Origin of the sequence: Erwinia sp. AnSW2-5 (assembly GCF_045107195.1) — a bacterium.
Taxonomy (GTDB): Bacteria; Pseudomonadota; Gammaproteobacteria; order Enterobacterales; family Enterobacteriaceae; genus Erwinia.
This window is the reverse complement of the sequence record NZ_JBJGXA010000023.1, coordinates 19757-37993: the sequence shown is the minus strand read 5'-3', so window position 1 is coordinate 37993 and position 18237 is coordinate 19757. Positions and strand designations below refer to the sequence as shown.

Sequence of the window (18237 nt, the reverse complement as noted above, 5' to 3'; positions counted from 1 at the left end):
CAATGCTGTGCGTGGGTTAGCCCACGCTGTGTTCGAGGCTGATGGCCAACAGTTTCTGCGCTTCCACTGCAAATTCCAGCGGCAGCTCTGAGAAGACATCCTTGCAGAAACCGTTAACAATCATAGAAATCGCATCGTCTTCGCTGATCCCGCGTTGCAGGCAATAGAAAAGCTGGTCTTCGCCAATACGTGATGTGGTGGCCTCATGCTCTAACTGTGCGGTGTTATTACGCACTTCCACATACGGGAAGGTGTGCGCACCACATTCAGCACCAATCAGCATCGAGTCACACTGAGTAAAGTTACGCGCATTGGTCGCGGTTGGCATGATTTTCACCAGACCGCGATAGGTATTCTGGCTGGTGCCGGCAGAGATCCCTTTGGAGATGATGGTCGATTTGGTGTTTTTACCAATGTGGATCATCTTGGTGCCGGTATCCGCCTGCTGGCGTCCACTGGTCAGCGCCACGGAGAAGAACTCACCAATAGAGTTATCGCCGCGCAGGATCACACTCGGGTATTTCCAGGTGATCGCAGACCCCGTTTCAGACTGTGTCCAGGACATCTTGCTGTTCGCCCCTTCACACAGTGCACGCTTGGTCACAAAGTTGAGGATACCGCCCTCGGAGTCGCCGCCGGAGAACCAGTTTTGCACCGTGGAGTATTTCACTTCAGCATCTTTGTGGATGATCACTTCCACCACCGCCGCATGCAGCTGGTAGGTGTCGCGGACCGGAGCAGAACAGCCTTCAATGTAGCTCACGTAACTGCCTTCATCGGCAATCAAAATGGTGCGTTCGAACTGGCCGGTTTTCGCCGCGTTAATGCGGAAATAGGTCGACAGCTCCATCGGGCAGCGCACCCCTTTCGGGATGTACACAAAAGTACCGTCAGAGGCGACAGCCGAGTTCAACGCAGCAAAGAAGTTGTCATTTGCCGGAACAACGGTGCCCAGGTACTGTTGCACCAGTTCCGGGTACTCGTGGATAGCTTCACCGAACGAACAGAAGATAATCCCCTCTTTCGACAGCTTTTCGCGATAGGTGGTCGACACGGAAACGGAGTCAAAGATCGCGTCTACGGCCACTTCCTGGCCTTCACGTACCGGTACGCCTAACTGTTTAAAGGCGTCTTCCACTTCCTGCGTCAGGTAGTTTGGCGCATCGGTTGAAGCCTGCGTGGCGCCAGGCTCTGAGGCACAGCTGTCATCGCAGTTGCCGCAGGACGGCGCGGAGTAGTAGCTGTAATCCTGATAATCCAGCTTTTTGTAGTTGGCTTTCAGCCAGTGTGGCTCTTCCATTTCAAGCCACGCAGCAAATGCCTTCAGGCGGAATTCCAGCATCCACTCAGGTTCATTACGTTTAGCCGAGATTGCGCGCACCACATCTTCATTGATGCCGTGCTCGAACTCTTCGGTTTGCAGTTGGGTAAAGAAGCCTTCTTTGTAGTTCTGAGGGCTGCCTTCCCAAACCTGTACATCGTCAGATGCTTCAGTATTACGAGACATAGGGTTCACTCAACGCCAAAGCTCTCACCACAGCCGCAGGCGTGTTGAGCTTTAGGGTTATTAAATTTGAAAATCTGATTCAGGCCTTCGCGGACGAAATCAACTTCCGTACCATCGATATAGGGCATCGCCTGCAGGGGCACGAATAACAACGCACCGTTATGGCTGAACACCAAATCATCCGCCGCCGATTCTTTCGCCATATCCATGGTGTAACCAAACCCGGCACAGCCAGAGGTTTTGACACCCAGCTTCAGGCCCTTAATCTCAGGGTCGCCTGCGGCCAGATTGATGATTTGTTTTGCTGCGCTGTCAGTGAGCGTCAGCCCTTTCCAGATGAAGTCATCTGGAGAAAAAGTGGCAGGATTTGCTGATTGCATAATTTACCTCGCGATACGATAGCCCTTCGGGCTAGTGCCCCTATGTTAGTGATTACCAGAATCACTTCAACCTCTTGTTTTGCAGGGATAAAGGCCAAAAGGTGCTTTTAGGTGGCTCTTGACTAAGTTTAGACCCTGTAAAACAGATTGCGCTCTGCCTGAAAGACGCATCGTCTCAAAAGATAAGCGTTTGAAAATAAGATGTTTATATTTTGTTATCTAAAACAAATACTTTACCTAATTCATTCTAGCTATTCACAGCGCCGCGGTTATCGTTATCACCGATTTTTCTAACAGGTGATGTATATCAATAAAAAATCCCACGTTACGATTGAATAATATCGCAGTTATTATATGATAATGATTATCATTAGCGCGACTGGAGCCCGTAATGAATCTGTCGATGAATGCATGGCTGCAACATAAAATTGATGAGTACACGTTTTCCGTTCGTGATATCACCGTCGACTTTTACATGGCGCAGGCTAAGTTAAACCGGCCCGGGTGTTCCATTGAACAACTGCGTAAGTTCAATGATACCTGCCTCGACATGGCCGAACTCTGCCAGCTAAATGGCGACGATCAGAGCTATCTTCACGCGATGGGAAAACTCCATCAACGACTGGTTGTTGAGCTGAGCAACACCGCCCGCGAACGGCTGTTTCGGATGCAAGCCTGGCAACTGGCGCGCCACTCCCTGAGTCGCCTTTGTCATCAGCTGGCAATGAATGGCGAATGGGATAAAGCGACCGTGTTGCAAAGCGAATTCGTTAAGCACGCGTCGTGGATAATGTAATCTTCAGAGTATTATACCGCGTGCCAGTGATGCGAAAAACCCCGCATTAAACGGGGTTATCGGTCAAATCACAGCAGTAGTGAGGCGGGACGTACAGCACAAGCGGTTATTGTTGTCGAAAATTTCTATTTGCCATACCTGGTGGCGCCGTCCAAGATGCACAGAATGACAAACGCCCCGCACCTCGCCTTCCCGCGCAGACCGCAGATGATTCGCGTTGATCTCCAGCCCAACCACCCGCTGTTCACCCTCGGTGCAGAGGTAGCCAGCCATTGACCCCAGCGTCTCCGCCAGCACCACCGAGGCTCCGCCGTGCAACAGGCCAAACGGCTGGCGCGTACGCTGATCCACCGGCATCACCGCTTCGATGTAATCCTCCGCCAGCTGCGTAAAACGGATGCCGATATGCTCCACCATCGTCTCTTTACTGCGCAGGTTTAACTGCTCAAGCGTGGCTTCACGCCGCCATATTGCCATTACAGGATCTCCAGTAATGCCTGCAGAGGATGACGTATACCGCTACCTTCAATACGTTTGACCTGACTGCGGCAGGAATAGCCGGTCGACAGACAGCGCTGACGCGGCAGTTTTTGCAGGGCATTTTGCCAGGAGAGCGCATAAATCCCCAGCGAGTTTTCCAGATTTTTTGCTTCATGCCCGTAAGTTCCGGCCATGCCGCAGCAACCCACGCTGACATTTTCCAGTCTGGCGCCAAAGCGGGCAAAGATCGTTTCCCACTGTTTAACCGACCCCGGTAACGCAGTCACCTCGGTGCAGTGACCAAACAGATACCAGGCTTCACCTTGCGCGGTGGGCTGAGCGTCACGCGTGGCCAGCGCCGTTTGCAGCCATTCGTGCACCAGCTGCACATGGAAGTCGCCACGTTTATCGCCCAACACCTGGCTGTACTCGTCGCGGTAGCAGAGCACCAGCGCCGGATCGACCCCCACCAGTGGCATATTCAACTGCGCCACACGATTAAGGAAATCGGCAGTTTTCTGCGCCGTGCGCGCAAACTGTTGCAGGAAGCCCTTAATATGCTGCGCTTTACCGTTCGGCGAGAACGGCAGCACCACCGCGGTGAAGCCCAGCCGCTCAATCAACTGTACAAAATCGGCCACCAGCTGTGCTTCGTAGTAACTGGTAAACGGGTCCTGCACCACCAGCACGCACTGCGCACGCTGCTCAGCACTCATCTGCTCAAGGTCTTCCAGCGTGGTGCCCGATGCACGATGCCCGGCCAGCTGCTGCTTCAGCGTCGGTGATGATAACAACGGCAGATCGACCATGCCGATATGGCGCTTGCTGAGTGACTTGACCCACGGCTGACGCAGGAAGAAGTTGAAGGTCTTCGGCGCTTTTGCCATCAGCGGCGCATAGCTCTCTACTGTGGCCACCAGATAGTCGCTGGCCGGGCGCAGATAGCGCGTGTGGTAGAGCTGCAAAAAGCGCGAACGGAAACCGGGAACATCAATTTTAATCGGGCACTGGGTTGAACAGGCTTTACAGGCCAGGCAACCTGACATCGCGTCTTTCACCTCGTGGGAGAAATCATACTGCCCGCGTTTGGCCTGCCAGCTATTGCGAGTACGCTGGATCATCCCACGCAGGCTGATCCCTTTCGATGGCAATTGCTGCTCCAGCACCAGCGGATCAACGCCCTGCTCAGCCAGCAGGCGCAGCCATTCGCGCGTCAGCGTGGCACGCCCTTTCGGCGAATGCATACGGTTGCTGGTGATCTTCATTGACGGACACATCGGGCTTTTCACGTCGAAGTTAAAGCATAAGCCGTTGCCGTTACACTCCATCGCGCCACGCCAGTCGGTACGCACGTTAACCGGGATTTGACGATCGTAGGTGCCGCGTTTCAGCGCATCCACTTTCAGCATCGGGTCATCCACGCCCAGCGGTGCACAGATTTTACCCGGATTCAGGCGGTTGGCCGGGTCGAAGGCCGCTTTAATGCGGCGCAATTCGTTATACAGCACGTCCCCAAAGAACGCCGGACTGTACTCTGCGCGGAATCCTTTCCCATGCTCACCCCACAGCAGACCGCCGTATCGTGCCGTCAGGGCTACAACTTCATCAGAGATCTGCTTCATCAGCATCTCCTGCTGCGGGTCACACATATCCAGCGCGGGGCGCACATGCAGTACACCGGCATCAACATGGCCAAACATGCCATAGCTGAGGTTATGTCCGTCGAGCAGCGCGCGGAAATCGACAATATAGTCCGCAAGGTTCTGCGGCGGCACGCAGGTGTCTTCCACAAACGGAATGGGTTTGGCACGCCCTTTGGCGTTCCCCAGCAGCCCCACGGCTTTTTTACGCATCCCGTAGATGCGCTCAATACCGGAGACATCATCACAGAGCTGGTAGCCAATCACCCCGCCCTCACGCTGTGACATTAAGGTTTCAAGGCGCTGGCATAGCGATTCCACCTGGCCGTCGATCAGCGCTTTATCGTTGCCAGCGAACTCCACCATGTTCAGGCCCAGCATCTCTTTGTCGGGAACGTCGGTAATCAGTTCGCTAACCGAGTGCCAGACAATGTCTTCACGCGCCAGGTTCAGCACCTTCGAATCGACGGTTTCGACCGACAGGGCTTTGGCTTCGACCATAAACGGCGCATTGCGCAGCGCGGAGTCAAAGGAGTCATATTTAATGTTCACCAGCCGCCGCACTTTCGGGATCGGGGTGATATCCAGGGTCGCTTCAGCGATAAACGCCAGCGTACCTTCAGCACCGCAGAGAATGCGCGTCAGATCGAGCTGTTGCAGATCGTCACTCAACACATGGCGCAGATCGTAACCCGTGAGGAAACGGTTAAGTTTTGGGAATTTGTCGATAATCAGATCGCGCTGCTGACGACAGCGGTCCAGCACCACACGGTAGATATTGCCTTCCGCGCTGGGCGCCTGCGCGCGGCGTTCCGCTTCGCTGACGGGCATTGCATACGTATCCAGCACCTCGCCCCCCAGCAGGACAGCTTTCAGGCCCAATACATGGTCGGACGTTTTACCGTACACCAGCGATCCCTGGCCGGAAGCATCGGTGTTAATCATGCCGCCAAGCGTGGCGCGGTTACTGGTGGAGAGTTCCGGGGAGAAGAAGTAGCCAAAGGGTTTCAGGTAATCATTGAGCTGATCTTTTATGACGCCAGCTTCAACCTTTACCCACCCCTCTTCGACGTTGATATCCAGAATGCGCTTCATATGGCGCGACATATCCACCACAATGCCCTGGTTCAGTGACTGACCATTGGTGCCGGTGCCGCCACCGCGTGGCGCAAAGATCAGGGATTCGAAGCGTTTGTCTGCCGCAAGGCGCGCAATCAGCGCCACATCCGCCGTGGAACGGGGGAAAATAACCGCATCAGGCAACAGTTGATAGATGCTGTTGTCGGTGGACATAATCAGGCGGTCGGCATAGCTTGTCGCTGTATCGCCAGTAAAACCATCCTGTTTTAAGGAATCCAAAAAACTCAGCACCAACGGAACAAGACCCGGTGCCTGGGAAATCTGTGGGATCATTATCGGGTGACCAAAAAGTTATGTGAATCGTTTGCGTTGCTCAAATAGCGCAGTTATCCGTTTTATCACATTTTTTTATGACCTGCCGTTATTTCAAAAAACGAATTAAAAGCATAACCTGTTGTTTCTGTCGCTAAATCGTTTCATACATCATGATTTAAACGTCAGGGTTAGCGTAACCGATGCGCCTGCACTGATTTTAAGAGATAAATCGCATTTTACTTGAGGTCATTGTTAATCGATGAAGAACGCGCAAAAAGGTTGGGACTTACCGCAAATTGTGTTTTCACTGCTGTTTATCAGCCTGACGATTGTCGCGTGTTTCTGGGTGGTTCAGCCGTTTATTCTGGGGTTTGCCTGGGCCAGCATGGTGGTGATTGCCACCTGGCCATTAATGATCAAAATTCAGGGCTTACTGTGGGGCCGCCGTGGGCTGGCGGTGCTGGTTATGACGCTGCTGCTGATTCTGGTGTTTATTATTCCTGTTGCCGTACTGGTCAATAGCCTGATTGAAAACATCACCCCGCTGCTTGCCTGGCTCAGTTCGGGTCATTTGCAAATGCCGGATCTGCACTGGCTACGCAGCATCCCACTCGTTGGCAGAAAGCTCTATTCGGCTTATCACAATCTGTTAGCGGGCGGCGGCTCGGCGTTGATTACGCAGGTACAGCCTTATATTGGCCGCACCACCGGGTTCTTCTTTGCTCAGGCAGGCCATTTTGGTCGCTTTATGATGCATCTCGGTTTGATGCTGCTGTTTGCCGTGCTGCTGTTCTGGCGTGGAGAACAGGTGGGGCACGGTATTCGTCATTTCGCCTTCCGCCTGGCCTCTCGCCGCGGGGATGCTGCCGTGCTGTTGGCCGGTCAGGCCATCCGGGCGGTCGCCCTTGGCGTGGTTGTCACCGCGTTAGTGCAGGGCGTGTTGGGAGGGATTGGACTGGCAATCTCCGGTATTCCTTATGCCACCATCCTGACGGTACTGATGATTCTCTCCTGCCTGGTTCAGCTTGGTCCGTTGATTGTGCTGGTACCAGCTATCATCTGGCTCTACTGGAGCGGAGACACGACCTGGGGCACGGTCCTGTTAGTCTGGAGCTGCGTGGTAGGCACTCTGGACAACGTGCTGCGACCGATGCTGATCCGCATGGGTGCCGATTTACCGATGATCCTTATTCTGTCAGGCGTAATTGGTGGCCTGATTGCCTTTGGGATGATCGGTCTGTTCATTGGCCCGGTGGTACTGGCCGTCTCTTACCGTCTTGTTTCTGTCTGGGTACATGAAGCACCGGCACCGGAAGAAGATCCGCTGGCGGTGGTTGAAGAACTCGCCGAAATTGAAGCAGAAGCGCACCAGCCGAAAGCATAATCCCCTCCTGGTTTGCGGTCAGTTCGCTGGCTGCAAACATTAATGTATGGAATATTTCCTCATCATAAAGCCTGAACTTCATTAATAAAATTTATCACTAAACCCCGCCTTTCACGCGTTTCGGCCCTCCCATCACTAAATAGCTGATATTTTACTCACCAATTTGTGTTAAAAATCGCTATTCGCACCGGGAAATATTATGAATTTTAAACTAATAAGATGATTCTTAAAGACGCCATAAACGCGGTTGCATAGTATAGGTATCAAGTTTGAAACCAGCCCACTGGTTTCTGAACAATGTTATTTCCCTGAGTAAAGAATTGCTGTGTGTAGTCTTTGCCCATCCACTGTGATGGGCTTTTTTTTGTCTGCAATTTGGCATAAAAAAAAGGATAACCGCAAAGCGATTATCCCGATGATCAATACCGGGCGCGGCATGCCACGCCCCTACGATTGACGTTTACTTCTTCAACTCAGCCAGGCTCAACCACGTCTGTACCACGGTATCCGGGTTCAGTGACAGACTGTCAATGCCCTCCTCCATCAGCCAGGCAGCAAAGTCCTCGTGATCGGAAGGGCCTTGCCCACAAATACCCACGTATTTCCCCTGCTTCTTCGCCGCGCGGATCGCCATCGACAACAGCGCTTTCACAGCATCGTTACGCTCGTCAAACAGCTCAGATACCACACCGGAGTCGCGGTCCAGCCCCAGCGCCAGCTGGGTCATATCGTTGGAGCCAATAGAGAAGCCGTCAAAATATTGCAGGAACTCGTCGGCCAGCAGCGCATTGGACGGGATTTCACACATCATAATGATCTTCAACCCGTTCTCACCGCGCTTCAGCCCCTGACGCTCCAGTTCCTCAACCACGGCTTTCGCCTGTGCCACCGTACGCACAAACGGCACCATGATCTCAACGTTGGTCAGCCCCATATCGTTGCGTACCCGTTTGACCGCAGCACACTCCAGGGCAAAGCAGTCACGGAAGCTGTCCGCCACATAGCGACCGGCACCACGGAAACCGAGCATCGGATTCTCTTCTTCAGGTTCATAACGTTCGCCACCGACCAGATTGGCGTATTCGTTAGTTTTGAAGTCAGAAAGGCGCACAATGACGCGTTTTGGCGCAAAAGCAGCACCCAGCGTGGCAATCCCCTCGGTCAGGCGACCAATGTAGAACTCGAGCGGATCGTCAAACCCTTTCATCATCGCGCGGATCTGCTTCTGCAACTCCGGCGTCTGCTGGTCAAACTCCAGCAGTGCCTTCGGATGCACGCCGATCATACGGTTGATGATGAACTCAAGGCGCGCAAGTCCTACCCCTTCATTCGGCAGACAGGCAAAATCAAACGCACGATCGGGGTTGCCGACGTTCATCATGATTTTCAGCGGCAGCGACGGCATTTCATCAACCTGCGAGCTTTTAACCTCGAAGTCGAGCAGGTCGTCATAGACGTAGCCAGTATCACCTTCCGCACAGGACACGGTCACTTTGTGCCCGTCTTTCAGAATGTCGGTGGCATTACCGCAACCGACAACCGCCGGGATCCCCAGTTCACGGGCAATAATCGCTGCATGGCAGGTACGTCCACCGCGATTGGTGACAATCGCAGAGGCCTTTTTCATGATCGGTTCCCAGTCCGGGTCGGTCATGTCGGTGACCAGCACGTCCCCTTTTTCAATGCGGTTCATTTCGCTGATGTCATGAATGACTTTCACTTCACCGGCACCGATACGGTGACCGATGGCGCGGCCTTCAACCACCACCTTACCTTTACCCTGGAGCGTATAACGCTCCATCACTGAACCGTTAGAACGCACGGTTTCCGGGCGGGCCTGTACGATAAACAGCTTACCGGTATGACCGTCCTTCGCCCACTCAATGTCCATCGGGCGCTGATAGTGTTTCTCAATCTGTACGGCCTGCGCCGCCAGGGCTTCCACTTCTTTATCCGTCAGGGAGAAACGGTCGCGCTCCGCTTCGGGCACGTCTTCGATCCTGACCTGCTCGCCATGCTCCTGCGAATCGGCGTAAACCATACGGATTTTTTTCGAGCCCATATTACGGCGCACAATCGACGGGCGACCTGCGGCCAGCGTCGGTTTGTGTACGTAGAACTCATCCGGGTTAACCGCACCCTGCACAACCATCTCACCCAGGCCAAACGCAGAGGTAATAAACACCACCTGATCAAAGCCTGATTCGGTATCAATGGTAAACATCACTCCGGAGGACGCGAGGTCAGATCGCACCATCCGCTGCACTCCGGCAGAGAGCGCAACACCACGGTGATCGTAACCCTGATGCACCCGGTAGGAGATCGCGCGGTCATTAAACAGGGATGCATAGACATGCTTCACAGCCACCAGCACCGCATCGTATCCCTGTACATTCAGGAAGGTTTCCTGCTGCCCGGCGAAAGAGGCATCCGGCATATCTTCCGCTGTTGCGGACGAACGCACCGCAAACGAGGCTTCAGCATCATCGGCCGACAGCTGGTTGTATGCTTCGTGTATCGCCTGCTCCAGCTCCGGCGTAAACGGCGTTTCTACCACCCACTGGCGGATCTGTTTACCCGCCTTCGCCAGCTCATCAACATCATCAATATCGGTCTTATCCAGCAGATCATAGATACGCTGATTGACGCCGCTTTGGTCGAGGAACAGGTTGAACGCTTCCGAGGTTGTCGCAAATCCGTTTGGCACAGAAACGCCCAACGATGACAAGTTAGTAATCATTTCACCCAGAGAGGCATTTTTGCCCCCCACCCGATCCACATCGTTCATGCCAAGCTGGTTATACCAGAGCACTAGCGGCAATTGGCCTTTATTGGACATTGAAGCAATCCTTGTAAGATTTAATTAAAAACATGAGGAGTACAGTAATGCTTCTTGAGACTGGCACAGTTGAGACGAATTGATAAAGTGTTGAATCGTTCAAGCAGATGATTTTTTTATTTTTAAGATTTCTCCGCGTCACAAAACAATGTTGCGCAACAAGGAAAATAATCAATATACAATTAAAATCAAAGAGTTAAAAACATTCTCAACATTAAAGGCTATCAGCACTTGCGCAACAAAAAAGGATTCCCTATTAGAATGATTTTAATTAAAAGGGCGATAAAGACGAATACTAAACAGAAACGCCATTTCACATCATGCTAAAAGTGCGATTTATCTGACTTTATAAAAATGAAAAGTTCAGATCATTAAATAATGGTTTTTTTATTTTGTTTTGCAGCCTCAGTCACGATTTGCTTTATCAGTGCAGATTAATTTAGTCTGCACTGCATACCCGCCAGCGGAGATAAAATGGACGTGAACGTCGAACGTAGTGTTTTTTATATTTCAGATGGTACGGCCATCACTGCCGAAGTGTTGGGTCATGCGGTGCTGTCACAGTTTCCGGTGGCAACGCAGAGTGTCACCCTGCCTTTTGTGGAAAACGTGCAGCGCGCTCAGGCCGTGAAAGCACAGATAAACGCGCTGTATCAGCAAAGCGGCGTGCGCCCGCTGGTGTTTATTTCGGTGGTCACCCCGGAGATCCGCGAGATCATTTTGCAGAGCGATGGCTTCTGTCAGGACATTGTCCAGTCGCTTGTCGCCCCGCTCCAGCAGGAGTTGGGCGTCGATCCTGCGCCTGTGGCGAACCGTACGCACGGTCTGACCGCCAGTAACCTCGGTAAATATGATGCACGTATCGCCGCAATTGATTACACGCTGGCTCATGACGACGGCATCTCGCTGCGCGGACTCGAAGATGCGCAGGTGATCCTGCTGGGCGTCTCGCGCTGCGGCAAAACCCCCACCAGCCTCTATCTCGCCATGCAGTTCGGCATTCGCGCGGCTAACTATCCGTTTATCGCGGATGATATGGATAACCTGAAACTGCCCCCGGCGTTAAAACCCTTCCAGAATAAACTGTTCGGGTTAACCATTGACCCGGAACGTCTGGCCGCTATTCGTCAGGAGCGAGCAGAAAACACCCGGTATGCCTCAATGCGTCAGTGTCGGCTGGAAGTGGGCGAAGTCGAAGCGCTGTTCCGTACCAACCAAATCCGCTACCTCAACAGTACTAATTATTCGGTGGAAGAGATTGCCACCAAAATCCTCGATATCATGGGTCTTACGCGCCGTATGTACTGATTTTTCCATTTTCGGCTTTCTTGCAGGGAGCCGGAAATGCGATTCCCCTGCTGTTTTGCGGTTGAAATCATCACGGTTTGGTTTAAGGTGAACGCCATTACTTCCCGGTATTCCTGCCGTTGTGAAGACAAAATTTTAGAGATCCCCATGAACAAAACAGATGAACTGCGGACCGCGCGCATCGACAGCTTAGTGACGCCTGCAGAACTGCAGGAACGGCTGCCAATCACGCCTGCCATTATCGATAACGTGACAGCGTCACGCAAACGCATCGCCCGTATTCTCTCCGGTGAAGATCCGCGCCTGCTGGTCGTGGTCGGCCCCTGCTCGCTGCATGACCCGGTTGCCGCCCTGGAATACGCAGAACGTCTGAACGCGCTGCGTGAGAAATACCATTCTCGTCTGGAAATTGTGATGCGCGCCTATTTTGAAAAACCGCGCACGGTAGTCGGTTGGAAGGGGCTGATTTCTGACCCCGATCTCGACGGCAGTTTCCGCATCAATCACGGGCTGACGGTGGCGCGCAAGCTGCTGCTGGATATCAATGCGCTGGGCATGCCGACGGCGACTGAATTTCTCGATATGGTGATCGGGCAGTTTATTGCAGATCTGATCAGCTGGGGTGCTATCGGTGCGCGCACCACGGAAAGCCAGATCCACCGCGAAATGGCCTCAGCTCTCTCCTGCCCGGTAGGCTTTAAAAACGGCACCGATGGCAATATCCGCATCGCCGTGGATGCCATCCGCGCTGCCCGCGTCAGCCATATGTTCCTGTCGCCGGATAAACGCGGCCAGATGACCATCTATCAGACCAGCGGCAATCCTTCCGGGCATATCATTATGCGCGGCGGCAAAACGCCAAACTACCATCCGGCGGATATTGCCGACGCAGCCGCCCACCTGCGGGAGTTCCATCTGCCGGAGCAACTGGTGATCGACTTCAGCCACGGAAACTGTCTGAAGCAGCATCGCTTGCAGAAAGAGGTTTCCACCAGCGTATCGCAGCAGATCCGCGACGGCTCGCGCGCGATTGCGGGTGTGATGATTGAAAGCTTCCTGCAGGAAGGCACGCAGAAAGTGACGCCGGAAACGCCGCTGATTTATGGCCAGTCCATCACCGATCCCTGCCTTGGATGGGACGACACAGCCAGCGTCTTGCAACAGCTGGCGGATGCTGTCGACAGCCGCTTCTGACACCTCGGGCTGGCCTGCAACGGGTCGGCCTTCTCCCTTTTATGCCATTCTTTAAATGCAAACTGTTGCCTGAAGGTTAATTTCTGCTTGCACAAGACCACCTTTCATTGATAATGATTATCATTCTGATAATAAATACCCTTTCCTGTTAGCGGCTTCCGCGAGGACAACAGCAATGACTGCGCACTATCAACATTACAGCGAATTAAAAGAACAGCATCCGAAGAAATATGCACGCGATCTGGCCGCGTTGATGGGGATCAGTGAAGCAGAACTGACCGCCGCGCGTGCCGGCCATCAGGCGCAGCCACTGCGTCCTGCCATGCGTGAACTGCTGCACGCGCTGGAAGCCGTGGGGGAAACCAAATGCATTACCCGCAACGAATACGCCGTACACGAACACCTGGGCATCTTTAGCAATATCCATATCAATGATCATGCCGGTATCGTGCTGAATCCACGCGCGCTGGATCTGCGTGTGTTCGTCAATCAGTGGGCCAGCGTTTTCCACCTGCAGGAGATGACCGGCCACGGTGAACGTCAGAGTATTCAGTTCTTCGACCAGCACGGTGATGCGGTACTGAAAGTCTATGCCACCGAAAACACCCACTCTGACGCCTGGCAGCAGCTGATCGCGGACTACCGGGCAGAACCTGCCGCCTCATTCAGTGTGACCCCGGCTACGCCTGCCGCCTTTGCCGATGAGATCGACGGCACCACGCTGGAAACGGAATGGCGGGCGATGACCGACGTCCATCAGTTCTTCCGCCTGCTGAAAAAGCATAACGCCTCTCGCCAGCAGGCTTTCCACGCGGTCAGCGACGATCTGGCGCAGCAGGTCAGCAATCAGTCTCTGGCCACGCTGCTGGAAACGGTCCGTCAGGATGGCAACGACATTATGATTTTCGTGGGCAACCGCGCCTGTGTGCAGATCTTCACCGGTCAGATTGAAAAACTGATGCCGATGCACGGCTGGCTGAACATCTTCAACCCGGCTTTCACCCTGCATTTGCAGGATCAGCTGATTGCAGAGAGCTGGATCACCCGTAAACCGACCGCTGACGGCATTGTCACCAGCCTGGAACTGTTTGCGGCCGACGGCACGCAGATTGCCCAGCTGTACGGCCAGCGCAGCGAAGGCCAGCCGGAGCAGACTCAGTGGCGCGAGCAGTTAACAGCTCTCAGCGCGGAAGGGGCCGCCGTATGAAATCCCGTTTCCTCGCTCTGATTGCTCTGCCGCTGGCACTCCACGCCGCCGCCGCTGAGCGTGTCATCAGTATCGGTGGCGATGTCACTCAGATTATCTATGCGCTGGATGCGCAGCATGATCTGGTGGCACGTGACAGTACCAGCCTGCATCCTGAAGTGGTCAAAAAGCTGCCTGATGTTGGCTATATGCGCCAGCTAAATGCCGAGGGCATTCTGGCCCTGAAGCCAACGCTGGTTCTCGCCAGTGAGCTGGCAAAACCGGCGCTGGCGCTGCAACAGGTTGAGCAGAATGGCGTGAAGGTGGTGGATGTCACCGGTAAGACGGACATTTCAGCCATCAATGAAAAGATCCAGACGATTGCCACCACCCTGCACCGTGAGGAAGCCGGCAAGGCGTTACAGGAAAAAGTCCGCAAGCAGTTAGCCAGCGTGCCGACGACCCCTCTGCCCGTCAAGGTGCTGTTTATTCTGGCACATCAGGGCATGGGAACGATGGGTGCCGGGCGCGATACCTCCGCTGATGCGGCGATCCGCGCAGCCGGTCTGCAAAATGCCATGTCCGGTATTCAGCGTTATCAACCGCTGTCCCAGGAAGGGGTGATCGCCAGTGCTCCGCAGCTGATTGTGGCAACGCGTGACGGCATCCGTACGCTGGGTGGTGAAGAGAATCTGTGGAAATTGCCCGGTATCGCATTAACGCCGGCAGGTAAAAATCAGCAGTTGCTGGTGGTGGATGATATGGCGCTGCTGGGCTTTGGCATTGATACACCTGCCGCGATCCTGAAACTGCGCCAGACTGCGGAAAGCCTGAAATGATGTCAGCGCGATCCCTGCGCTGGCTTGCCGCTTTAACACTGTTATTGCTGGTTCTGGGTGTCAGCGCCGCCAACATCGGCGCGATGCATTTGTCGCTGCCGATGCTGTGGGATGCAGGCCGGGACAGCAGCCTGTGGCAGATCTGGTTCACGATCCGCCTGCCGCGCGTGTTGCTGGCGGTGATTGTGGGCGGTGCACTGGCACTCTCCGGCTGTGTAATGCAGGGATTGTTCCGCAATCCGCTGGCGGACCCCGGTTTACTGGGGATCAGCTGCGGTGCCGCGCTGGCAGTAGCGATTTCCATTGTGCTCTCCGTCTCGCTGCCCGGCGTGCTGAAACTTTACCAGCCGCTGTTCGCGGCCTTTATTGGCAGCCTGGCGGTGACGCTGGTGATCTTCCTGCTCAGTCGGCAAGGTCAGACGGGACTGAGCCGCCTGCTGCTGGTCGGGATCGCGATTAACGCACTGTGCAGCGCAGCGATCGGCGTATTGTCATGGATGAGTAACGATCAACAACTGCGTCAGCTGTCGTTATGGGCAATGGGCAGCCTCGGCCAGGCCCAGTGGCCTGTTGTGCTGGTCTGCGCCTCTGTGGTCCTGCCCTGCATGGTACTGGTACAACGTCTGGCCACGCGTCTTAACCTGCTGCAACTCGGTGAAGAAGAGGCGCATTACCTCGGCGTCGATGTGCCACGTACCCAGCGCTATTTACTGGTGCTGAGTGCGTTTCTTGTGGCGTCGGCTGTGGCGGTCAGTGGCGTGATCGGTTTTATTGGCCTGGTAATACCGCATCTGATGCGTTTCTGCCTCGGTGGCGATCACCGTTGGTTGCTGCCCTCTTCGCTGTTAAGCGGTGCCGCCCTGCTGCTGCTGGCCGATACCCTGGCACGGACCTTAGTGGCCCCGGCAGAGATGCCGGTTGGGCTGTTGACCAGTCTGATTGGCGGCCCCTGGTTCCTGTGGCTGATCCTGCGCCGTCGTGGAGGTCTCAATGGCTGATGCCCTGACCGCCAGTGGACTGAGCTATCAGCTGGGTACCCGCTGGCTGATAGATGATATTTCACTGACACTGCGCCCCGGCGAACTGGTGTCCCTGATTGGCCCGAACGGCGCGGGTAAATCCACGCTGCTGAGGCTGCTTACCGGGTTTCTGACGCCGCAGCGCGGCAGCTGTGTATTGAATGACCGGCCGCTGGCCGAGTGGTCTGCTGCACGGCTTTCGCAGCAGCGCGCAGTGATGCGCCAGCAAAGCAGCATGGCATTTCCGCTCAGTGTAGGGGATGTGGTGGCAATGGGCCGCGCGCCCTGGCCTGGATCGGCGCAGCCGGTGGTGAAGAAAGTGATGGCCCTGACGGGCTGTGACGGACTGGCGGAACGCGACTATTTGCAGCTTTCCGGCGGTGAACAGCAGCGGGTGCAGCTTGCCCGCGCGCTGGCGCAGCTGTGGCGTCAGGATGGCCCGCAGGGCTGGTTGTTCCTCGATGAACCCACTTCAGCGCTGGATCTCTACCACCAGCAGCATCTGTTGCGCTTGCTATCGCAACTCACTCAACAGTATCCGCTCAGCGTCTGTTGCGTCCTGCACGATCTCAACCTCGCCTCTTTATGGTCCGATCGTGTAATGCTACTTGCCGGGGGGAAACTGGTGGCCGAGGGCAGCCCGGCAGAGGTGCTGGATGAGGCCACACTGACGCGCTGGTATCACGCCGATGTGATGGTCCACCCTCATCTTATTGAGGGTGTGCCTCAGGTGGCGCTGCGCCGCTAGCTGGAACAGCTCACTTCCAGTTTTTTACCCCAGTCAGGCGGACGACGCGTCAGATCAGCAAACTCTGGCGCATCGTCAAACGGCCGCAACAGTGCCTGATGGAGGCGTGAAAGCACGCTGACATCGTCCTGTTCCGCCGGTTCTATCGCCTGCTGTGCCAGATAATTGCGCAGCACCAGCGCCGGGTTTGCCTGTTTCATGGCTTGCTGGCGCTGCTCATCACTCTGCTCATCCTGCAACAGACGCTGACGATAGACGTTGTACCAGCTATCAAACGCCTCGCGGTCAATAAACTCATCACGCAGCGGCGAACGCGACTGCTGCTGCTCCACGGCGCTCAGCTGACGGAAGGTTCGCGTGTAATCGCTGTTCTCTTTTGTCATCAGTGACAGCAGCCCGGTCAGAATATCATTGTCGTCTTTCCCGGCCGTCAGCAGCCCCAGTTTGGCGCGCATTTTTTCACCCCAGCAGCGCATCAGCTCAGTTTCATACAGCGCCAGCGCCTGCTTCAGCTGTTCAGTGCTCATCAACCCTGACAGCGCGTGCGCCAGACGGTTCAGGTTCCATAACCCGATCATCGGCTGATTCTCGAAGCTGTAACGCCCCTGATGGTCAGAATGGTTACAGATAAACCCGGGCTGATAATCATCAAGGAAACCGTAAGGGCCATAATCCAGCGTCAGTCCAAGAATCGACATGTTATCGGTGTTCATCACGCCGTGGGCAAAGCCTACACTCTGCCAGCCCGCAATCAGACGTGCCGTGCGCTTCACCACATCGCTAAACCACAGCAGATATTTATCCGGTTCCTGCTGCCACTGTGGCCAGTGATGACGGATCGCATAGTCTGCCAGTCGGGTGACATGATCCTGCTGACCCTGATAGTAGAAATGTTCAAAATGGCCGAAGCGCAAATGGCTTTCGGCTACGCGCAGCAGCATCGCACCCGGTTCAGCGCTCTCGCGATACACCGGTTCATCACTGGTCACCACCGTCAGTGCGCGCGACGTGGGGATCCCGAGGGCATGCATCGCTTCTGAAGCGAGGAACTCACGCAGTGTGGAACGCAGCACCGCGCGGCCATCACCCATACGGGAATACGGCGTCAACCCTGCCCCTTTCAGATGCCAGTCGAACTTGCGACCGTCAGGCAGTTGCTGTTCACCGAGCAGCAGACCGCGCCCGTCACCCAGTTGACCTGCCCAGACGCCAAACTGATGACCGCTGTAAACCTGTGCCAGAGGCTGCATGCCGTCCATGAGGGTTTCACCGCTCCACAGATCGACGTTTTCTGCGTCAAACAGGCGGCTATCCACACCCAGTTCCTGCGCCAGAGGCGCGCTGTGATAAAGCAGACGAGGATTTTTTAAGGGCGTCGGTTCAAGAGCCGTGTAAAAACCACTCAGCTCCTGGTACCAGGTATTATTGAATTGCATGGCGCCTCCATCAGTGCCAGTGGGAACATCCCCGATGACACCGCTAGTGTAGTGCGCCGCGAGGCGGGTAAACACGGAGAGTTTTC

General features: G+C 54.8%; 14 protein-coding genes. 8 read left to right on the top strand and 6 right to left on the bottom strand.

All coding sequences use genetic code 11. The features are described from left to right. Window positions 1-16: 16 nt before the first annotated feature. Together sufB and sufA are read right to left on the bottom strand one after the other, a co-directional pair. Window positions 17-1507 carry a Fe-S cluster assembly protein SufB gene (gene sufB / locus ACFL9S_RS15950; protein WP_405262873.1) on the bottom strand — a complete coding sequence of 497 codons (1491 nt, stop codon included), beginning with the start codon at window positions 1505-1507 and terminating at the stop codon, window positions 17-19. A 5-nt stretch (window positions 1508-1512) separates the two neighbouring features. Beyond that, window positions 1513-1887, bottom strand: a complete 375-nt coding sequence (gene sufA, locus ACFL9S_RS15945; RefSeq protein ID WP_405262872.1) for a Fe-S cluster assembly scaffold SufA — start codon at window positions 1885-1887, stop codon at window positions 1513-1515. Window positions 1888-2278: 391 nt separating this feature from the next. Here sufA and ACFL9S_RS15940 point away from each other — a divergent pair, with 391 nt between their 5' ends. Continuing rightward, complete coding sequence (locus ACFL9S_RS15940; RefSeq protein WP_405262871.1) at window positions 2279-2683, top strand: hypothetical protein; 405 nt, start codon at window positions 2279-2281, stop codon at window positions 2681-2683. A 63-nt stretch (window positions 2684-2746) separates the two neighbouring features. Here the strand turns inward: ACFL9S_RS15940 and ACFL9S_RS15935 are convergent, their stop codons facing one another. Together ACFL9S_RS15935 and ACFL9S_RS15930 are read right to left on the bottom strand one after the other, a co-directional pair. Then, window positions 2747-3160, bottom strand: coding sequence for a hotdog fold thioesterase (locus ACFL9S_RS15935; RefSeq protein ID WP_405262870.1), 414 nt, complete (start codon window positions 3158-3160; stop codon window positions 2747-2749). Beyond that, entirely contained in the window at window positions 3160-6216 is a 3057-nt protein-coding gene (locus ACFL9S_RS15930; protein ID WP_405262868.1) for an FAD-binding and (Fe-S)-binding domain-containing protein, read from the bottom strand. Before ACFL9S_RS15930 ends, ACFL9S_RS15935 begins: the two co-directional genes overlap by 1 nt. A gap of 241 nt (window positions 6217-6457) precedes the next feature. Here ACFL9S_RS15930 and ydiK point away from each other — a divergent pair, with 241 nt between their 5' ends. Continuing rightward, on the top strand, window positions 6458-7582 hold the full coding sequence (ydiK, locus tag ACFL9S_RS15925) for an AI-2E family transporter YdiK (protein ID WP_405262867.1): 1125 nt from the start codon (window positions 6458-6460) through the stop codon (window positions 7580-7582). A gap of 460 nt (window positions 7583-8042) precedes the next feature. On the opposite strand, the gene ppsA is transcribed toward ydiK, so the two are convergent. Then, entirely contained in the window at window positions 8043-10421 is a 2379-nt protein-coding gene (ppsA, locus tag ACFL9S_RS15920; protein ID WP_405262866.1) for a phosphoenolpyruvate synthase, read from the bottom strand. Window positions 10422-10895: 474 nt separating this feature from the next. Between ppsA and ACFL9S_RS15915 the strand changes: the two genes are divergently transcribed. From ACFL9S_RS15915 to ACFL9S_RS15890, 6 genes are all read left to right on the top strand, one after another. Continuing rightward, window positions 10896-11729 (top strand): pyruvate, water dikinase regulatory protein, encoded by an 834-nt coding sequence (locus ACFL9S_RS15915; RefSeq protein WP_405262865.1) that lies wholly within the window; start codon window positions 10896-10898, stop codon window positions 11727-11729. A gap of 147 nt (window positions 11730-11876) precedes the next feature. After that, on the top strand, window positions 11877-12923 hold the full coding sequence (locus tag ACFL9S_RS15910; RefSeq protein WP_405262864.1) for a 3-deoxy-7-phosphoheptulonate synthase: 1047 nt from the start codon (window positions 11877-11879) through the stop codon (window positions 12921-12923). Window positions 12924-13098: 175 nt separating this feature from the next. Continuing rightward, a complete protein-coding gene (locus ACFL9S_RS15905; RefSeq protein ID WP_405262863.1) occupies window positions 13099-14130 on the top strand; it encodes a hemin-degrading factor in 1032 nt (343 codons plus the stop codon). Then, window positions 14127-14948, top strand: coding sequence for a hemin ABC transporter substrate-binding protein (locus tag ACFL9S_RS15900; protein ID WP_405262862.1), 822 nt, complete (start codon window positions 14127-14129; stop codon window positions 14946-14948). Before ACFL9S_RS15905 ends, ACFL9S_RS15900 begins: the two co-directional genes overlap by 4 nt. Continuing rightward, complete coding sequence (locus ACFL9S_RS15895; RefSeq protein WP_405262861.1) at window positions 14945-15946, top strand: FecCD family ABC transporter permease; 1002 nt, start codon at window positions 14945-14947, stop codon at window positions 15944-15946. Before ACFL9S_RS15900 ends, ACFL9S_RS15895 begins: the two co-directional genes overlap by 4 nt. Continuing rightward, a complete protein-coding gene (locus ACFL9S_RS15890; RefSeq protein ID WP_405262860.1) occupies window positions 15939-16715 on the top strand; it encodes a heme ABC transporter ATP-binding protein in 777 nt (258 codons plus the stop codon). Before ACFL9S_RS15895 ends, ACFL9S_RS15890 begins: the two co-directional genes overlap by 8 nt. Here ACFL9S_RS15890 and ACFL9S_RS15885 read toward each other — a convergent pair. Beyond that, window positions 16712-18151 (bottom strand): protein adenylyltransferase SelO, encoded by a 1440-nt coding sequence (locus ACFL9S_RS15885; RefSeq protein ID WP_405262858.1) that lies wholly within the window; start codon window positions 18149-18151, stop codon window positions 16712-16714. The two genes, ACFL9S_RS15890 and ACFL9S_RS15885, sit on opposite strands and share 4 nt — an antisense overlap. Between the last annotated feature and the right edge of the window lie 86 nt (window positions 18152-18237).

Excerpts from the sequence above, each read along its gene's own strand:
- ACFL9S_RS15930 (WP_405262868.1), bottom strand. The coding sequence starts at position 6,216 with ATGATCCCACAGATTTCCCAGGCACCGGGTCTTGTTCCGTTGGTGCTG.
- ACFL9S_RS15890 (WP_405262860.1), top strand. The coding sequence starts at position 15,939 with ATGGCTGATGCCCTGACCGCCAGTGGACTGAGCTATCAGCTGGGTACC.
- ACFL9S_RS15895 (WP_405262861.1), top strand. The coding sequence starts at position 14,945 with ATGATGTCAGCGCGATCCCTGCGCTGGCTTGCCGCTTTAACACTGTTA.
- ACFL9S_RS15910 (WP_405262864.1), top strand. The coding sequence starts at position 11,877 with ATGAACAAAACAGATGAACTGCGGACCGCGCGCATCGACAGCTTAGTG.
- ACFL9S_RS15885 (WP_405262858.1), bottom strand. The coding sequence starts at position 18,151 with ATGCAATTCAATAATACCTGGTACCAGGAGCTGAGTGGTTTTTACACG.
- ACFL9S_RS15905 (WP_405262863.1), top strand. The coding sequence starts at position 13,099 with ATGACTGCGCACTATCAACATTACAGCGAATTAAAAGAACAGCATCCG.
- ACFL9S_RS15940 (WP_405262871.1), top strand. The coding sequence starts at position 2,279 with ATGAATCTGTCGATGAATGCATGGCTGCAACATAAAATTGATGAGTAC.
- ACFL9S_RS15915 (WP_405262865.1), top strand. The coding sequence starts at position 10,896 with ATGGACGTGAACGTCGAACGTAGTGTTTTTTATATTTCAGATGGTACG.
- sufB (WP_405262873.1), bottom strand. The coding sequence starts at position 1,507 with ATGTCTCGTAATACTGAAGCATCTGACGATGTACAGGTTTGGGAAGGC.
- ydiK (WP_405262867.1), top strand. The coding sequence starts at position 6,458 with ATGAAGAACGCGCAAAAAGGTTGGGACTTACCGCAAATTGTGTTTTCA.
- ACFL9S_RS15935 (WP_405262870.1), bottom strand. The coding sequence starts at position 3,160 with ATGGCAATATGGCGGCGTGAAGCCACGCTTGAGCAGTTAAACCTGCGC.
- ppsA (WP_405262866.1), bottom strand. The coding sequence starts at position 10,421 with ATGTCCAATAAAGGCCAATTGCCGCTAGTGCTCTGGTATAACCAGCTT.
- sufA (WP_405262872.1), bottom strand. The coding sequence starts at position 1,887 with ATGCAATCAGCAAATCCTGCCACTTTTTCTCCAGATGACTTCATCTGG.
- ACFL9S_RS15900 (WP_405262862.1), top strand. The coding sequence starts at position 14,127 with ATGAAATCCCGTTTCCTCGCTCTGATTGCTCTGCCGCTGGCACTCCAC.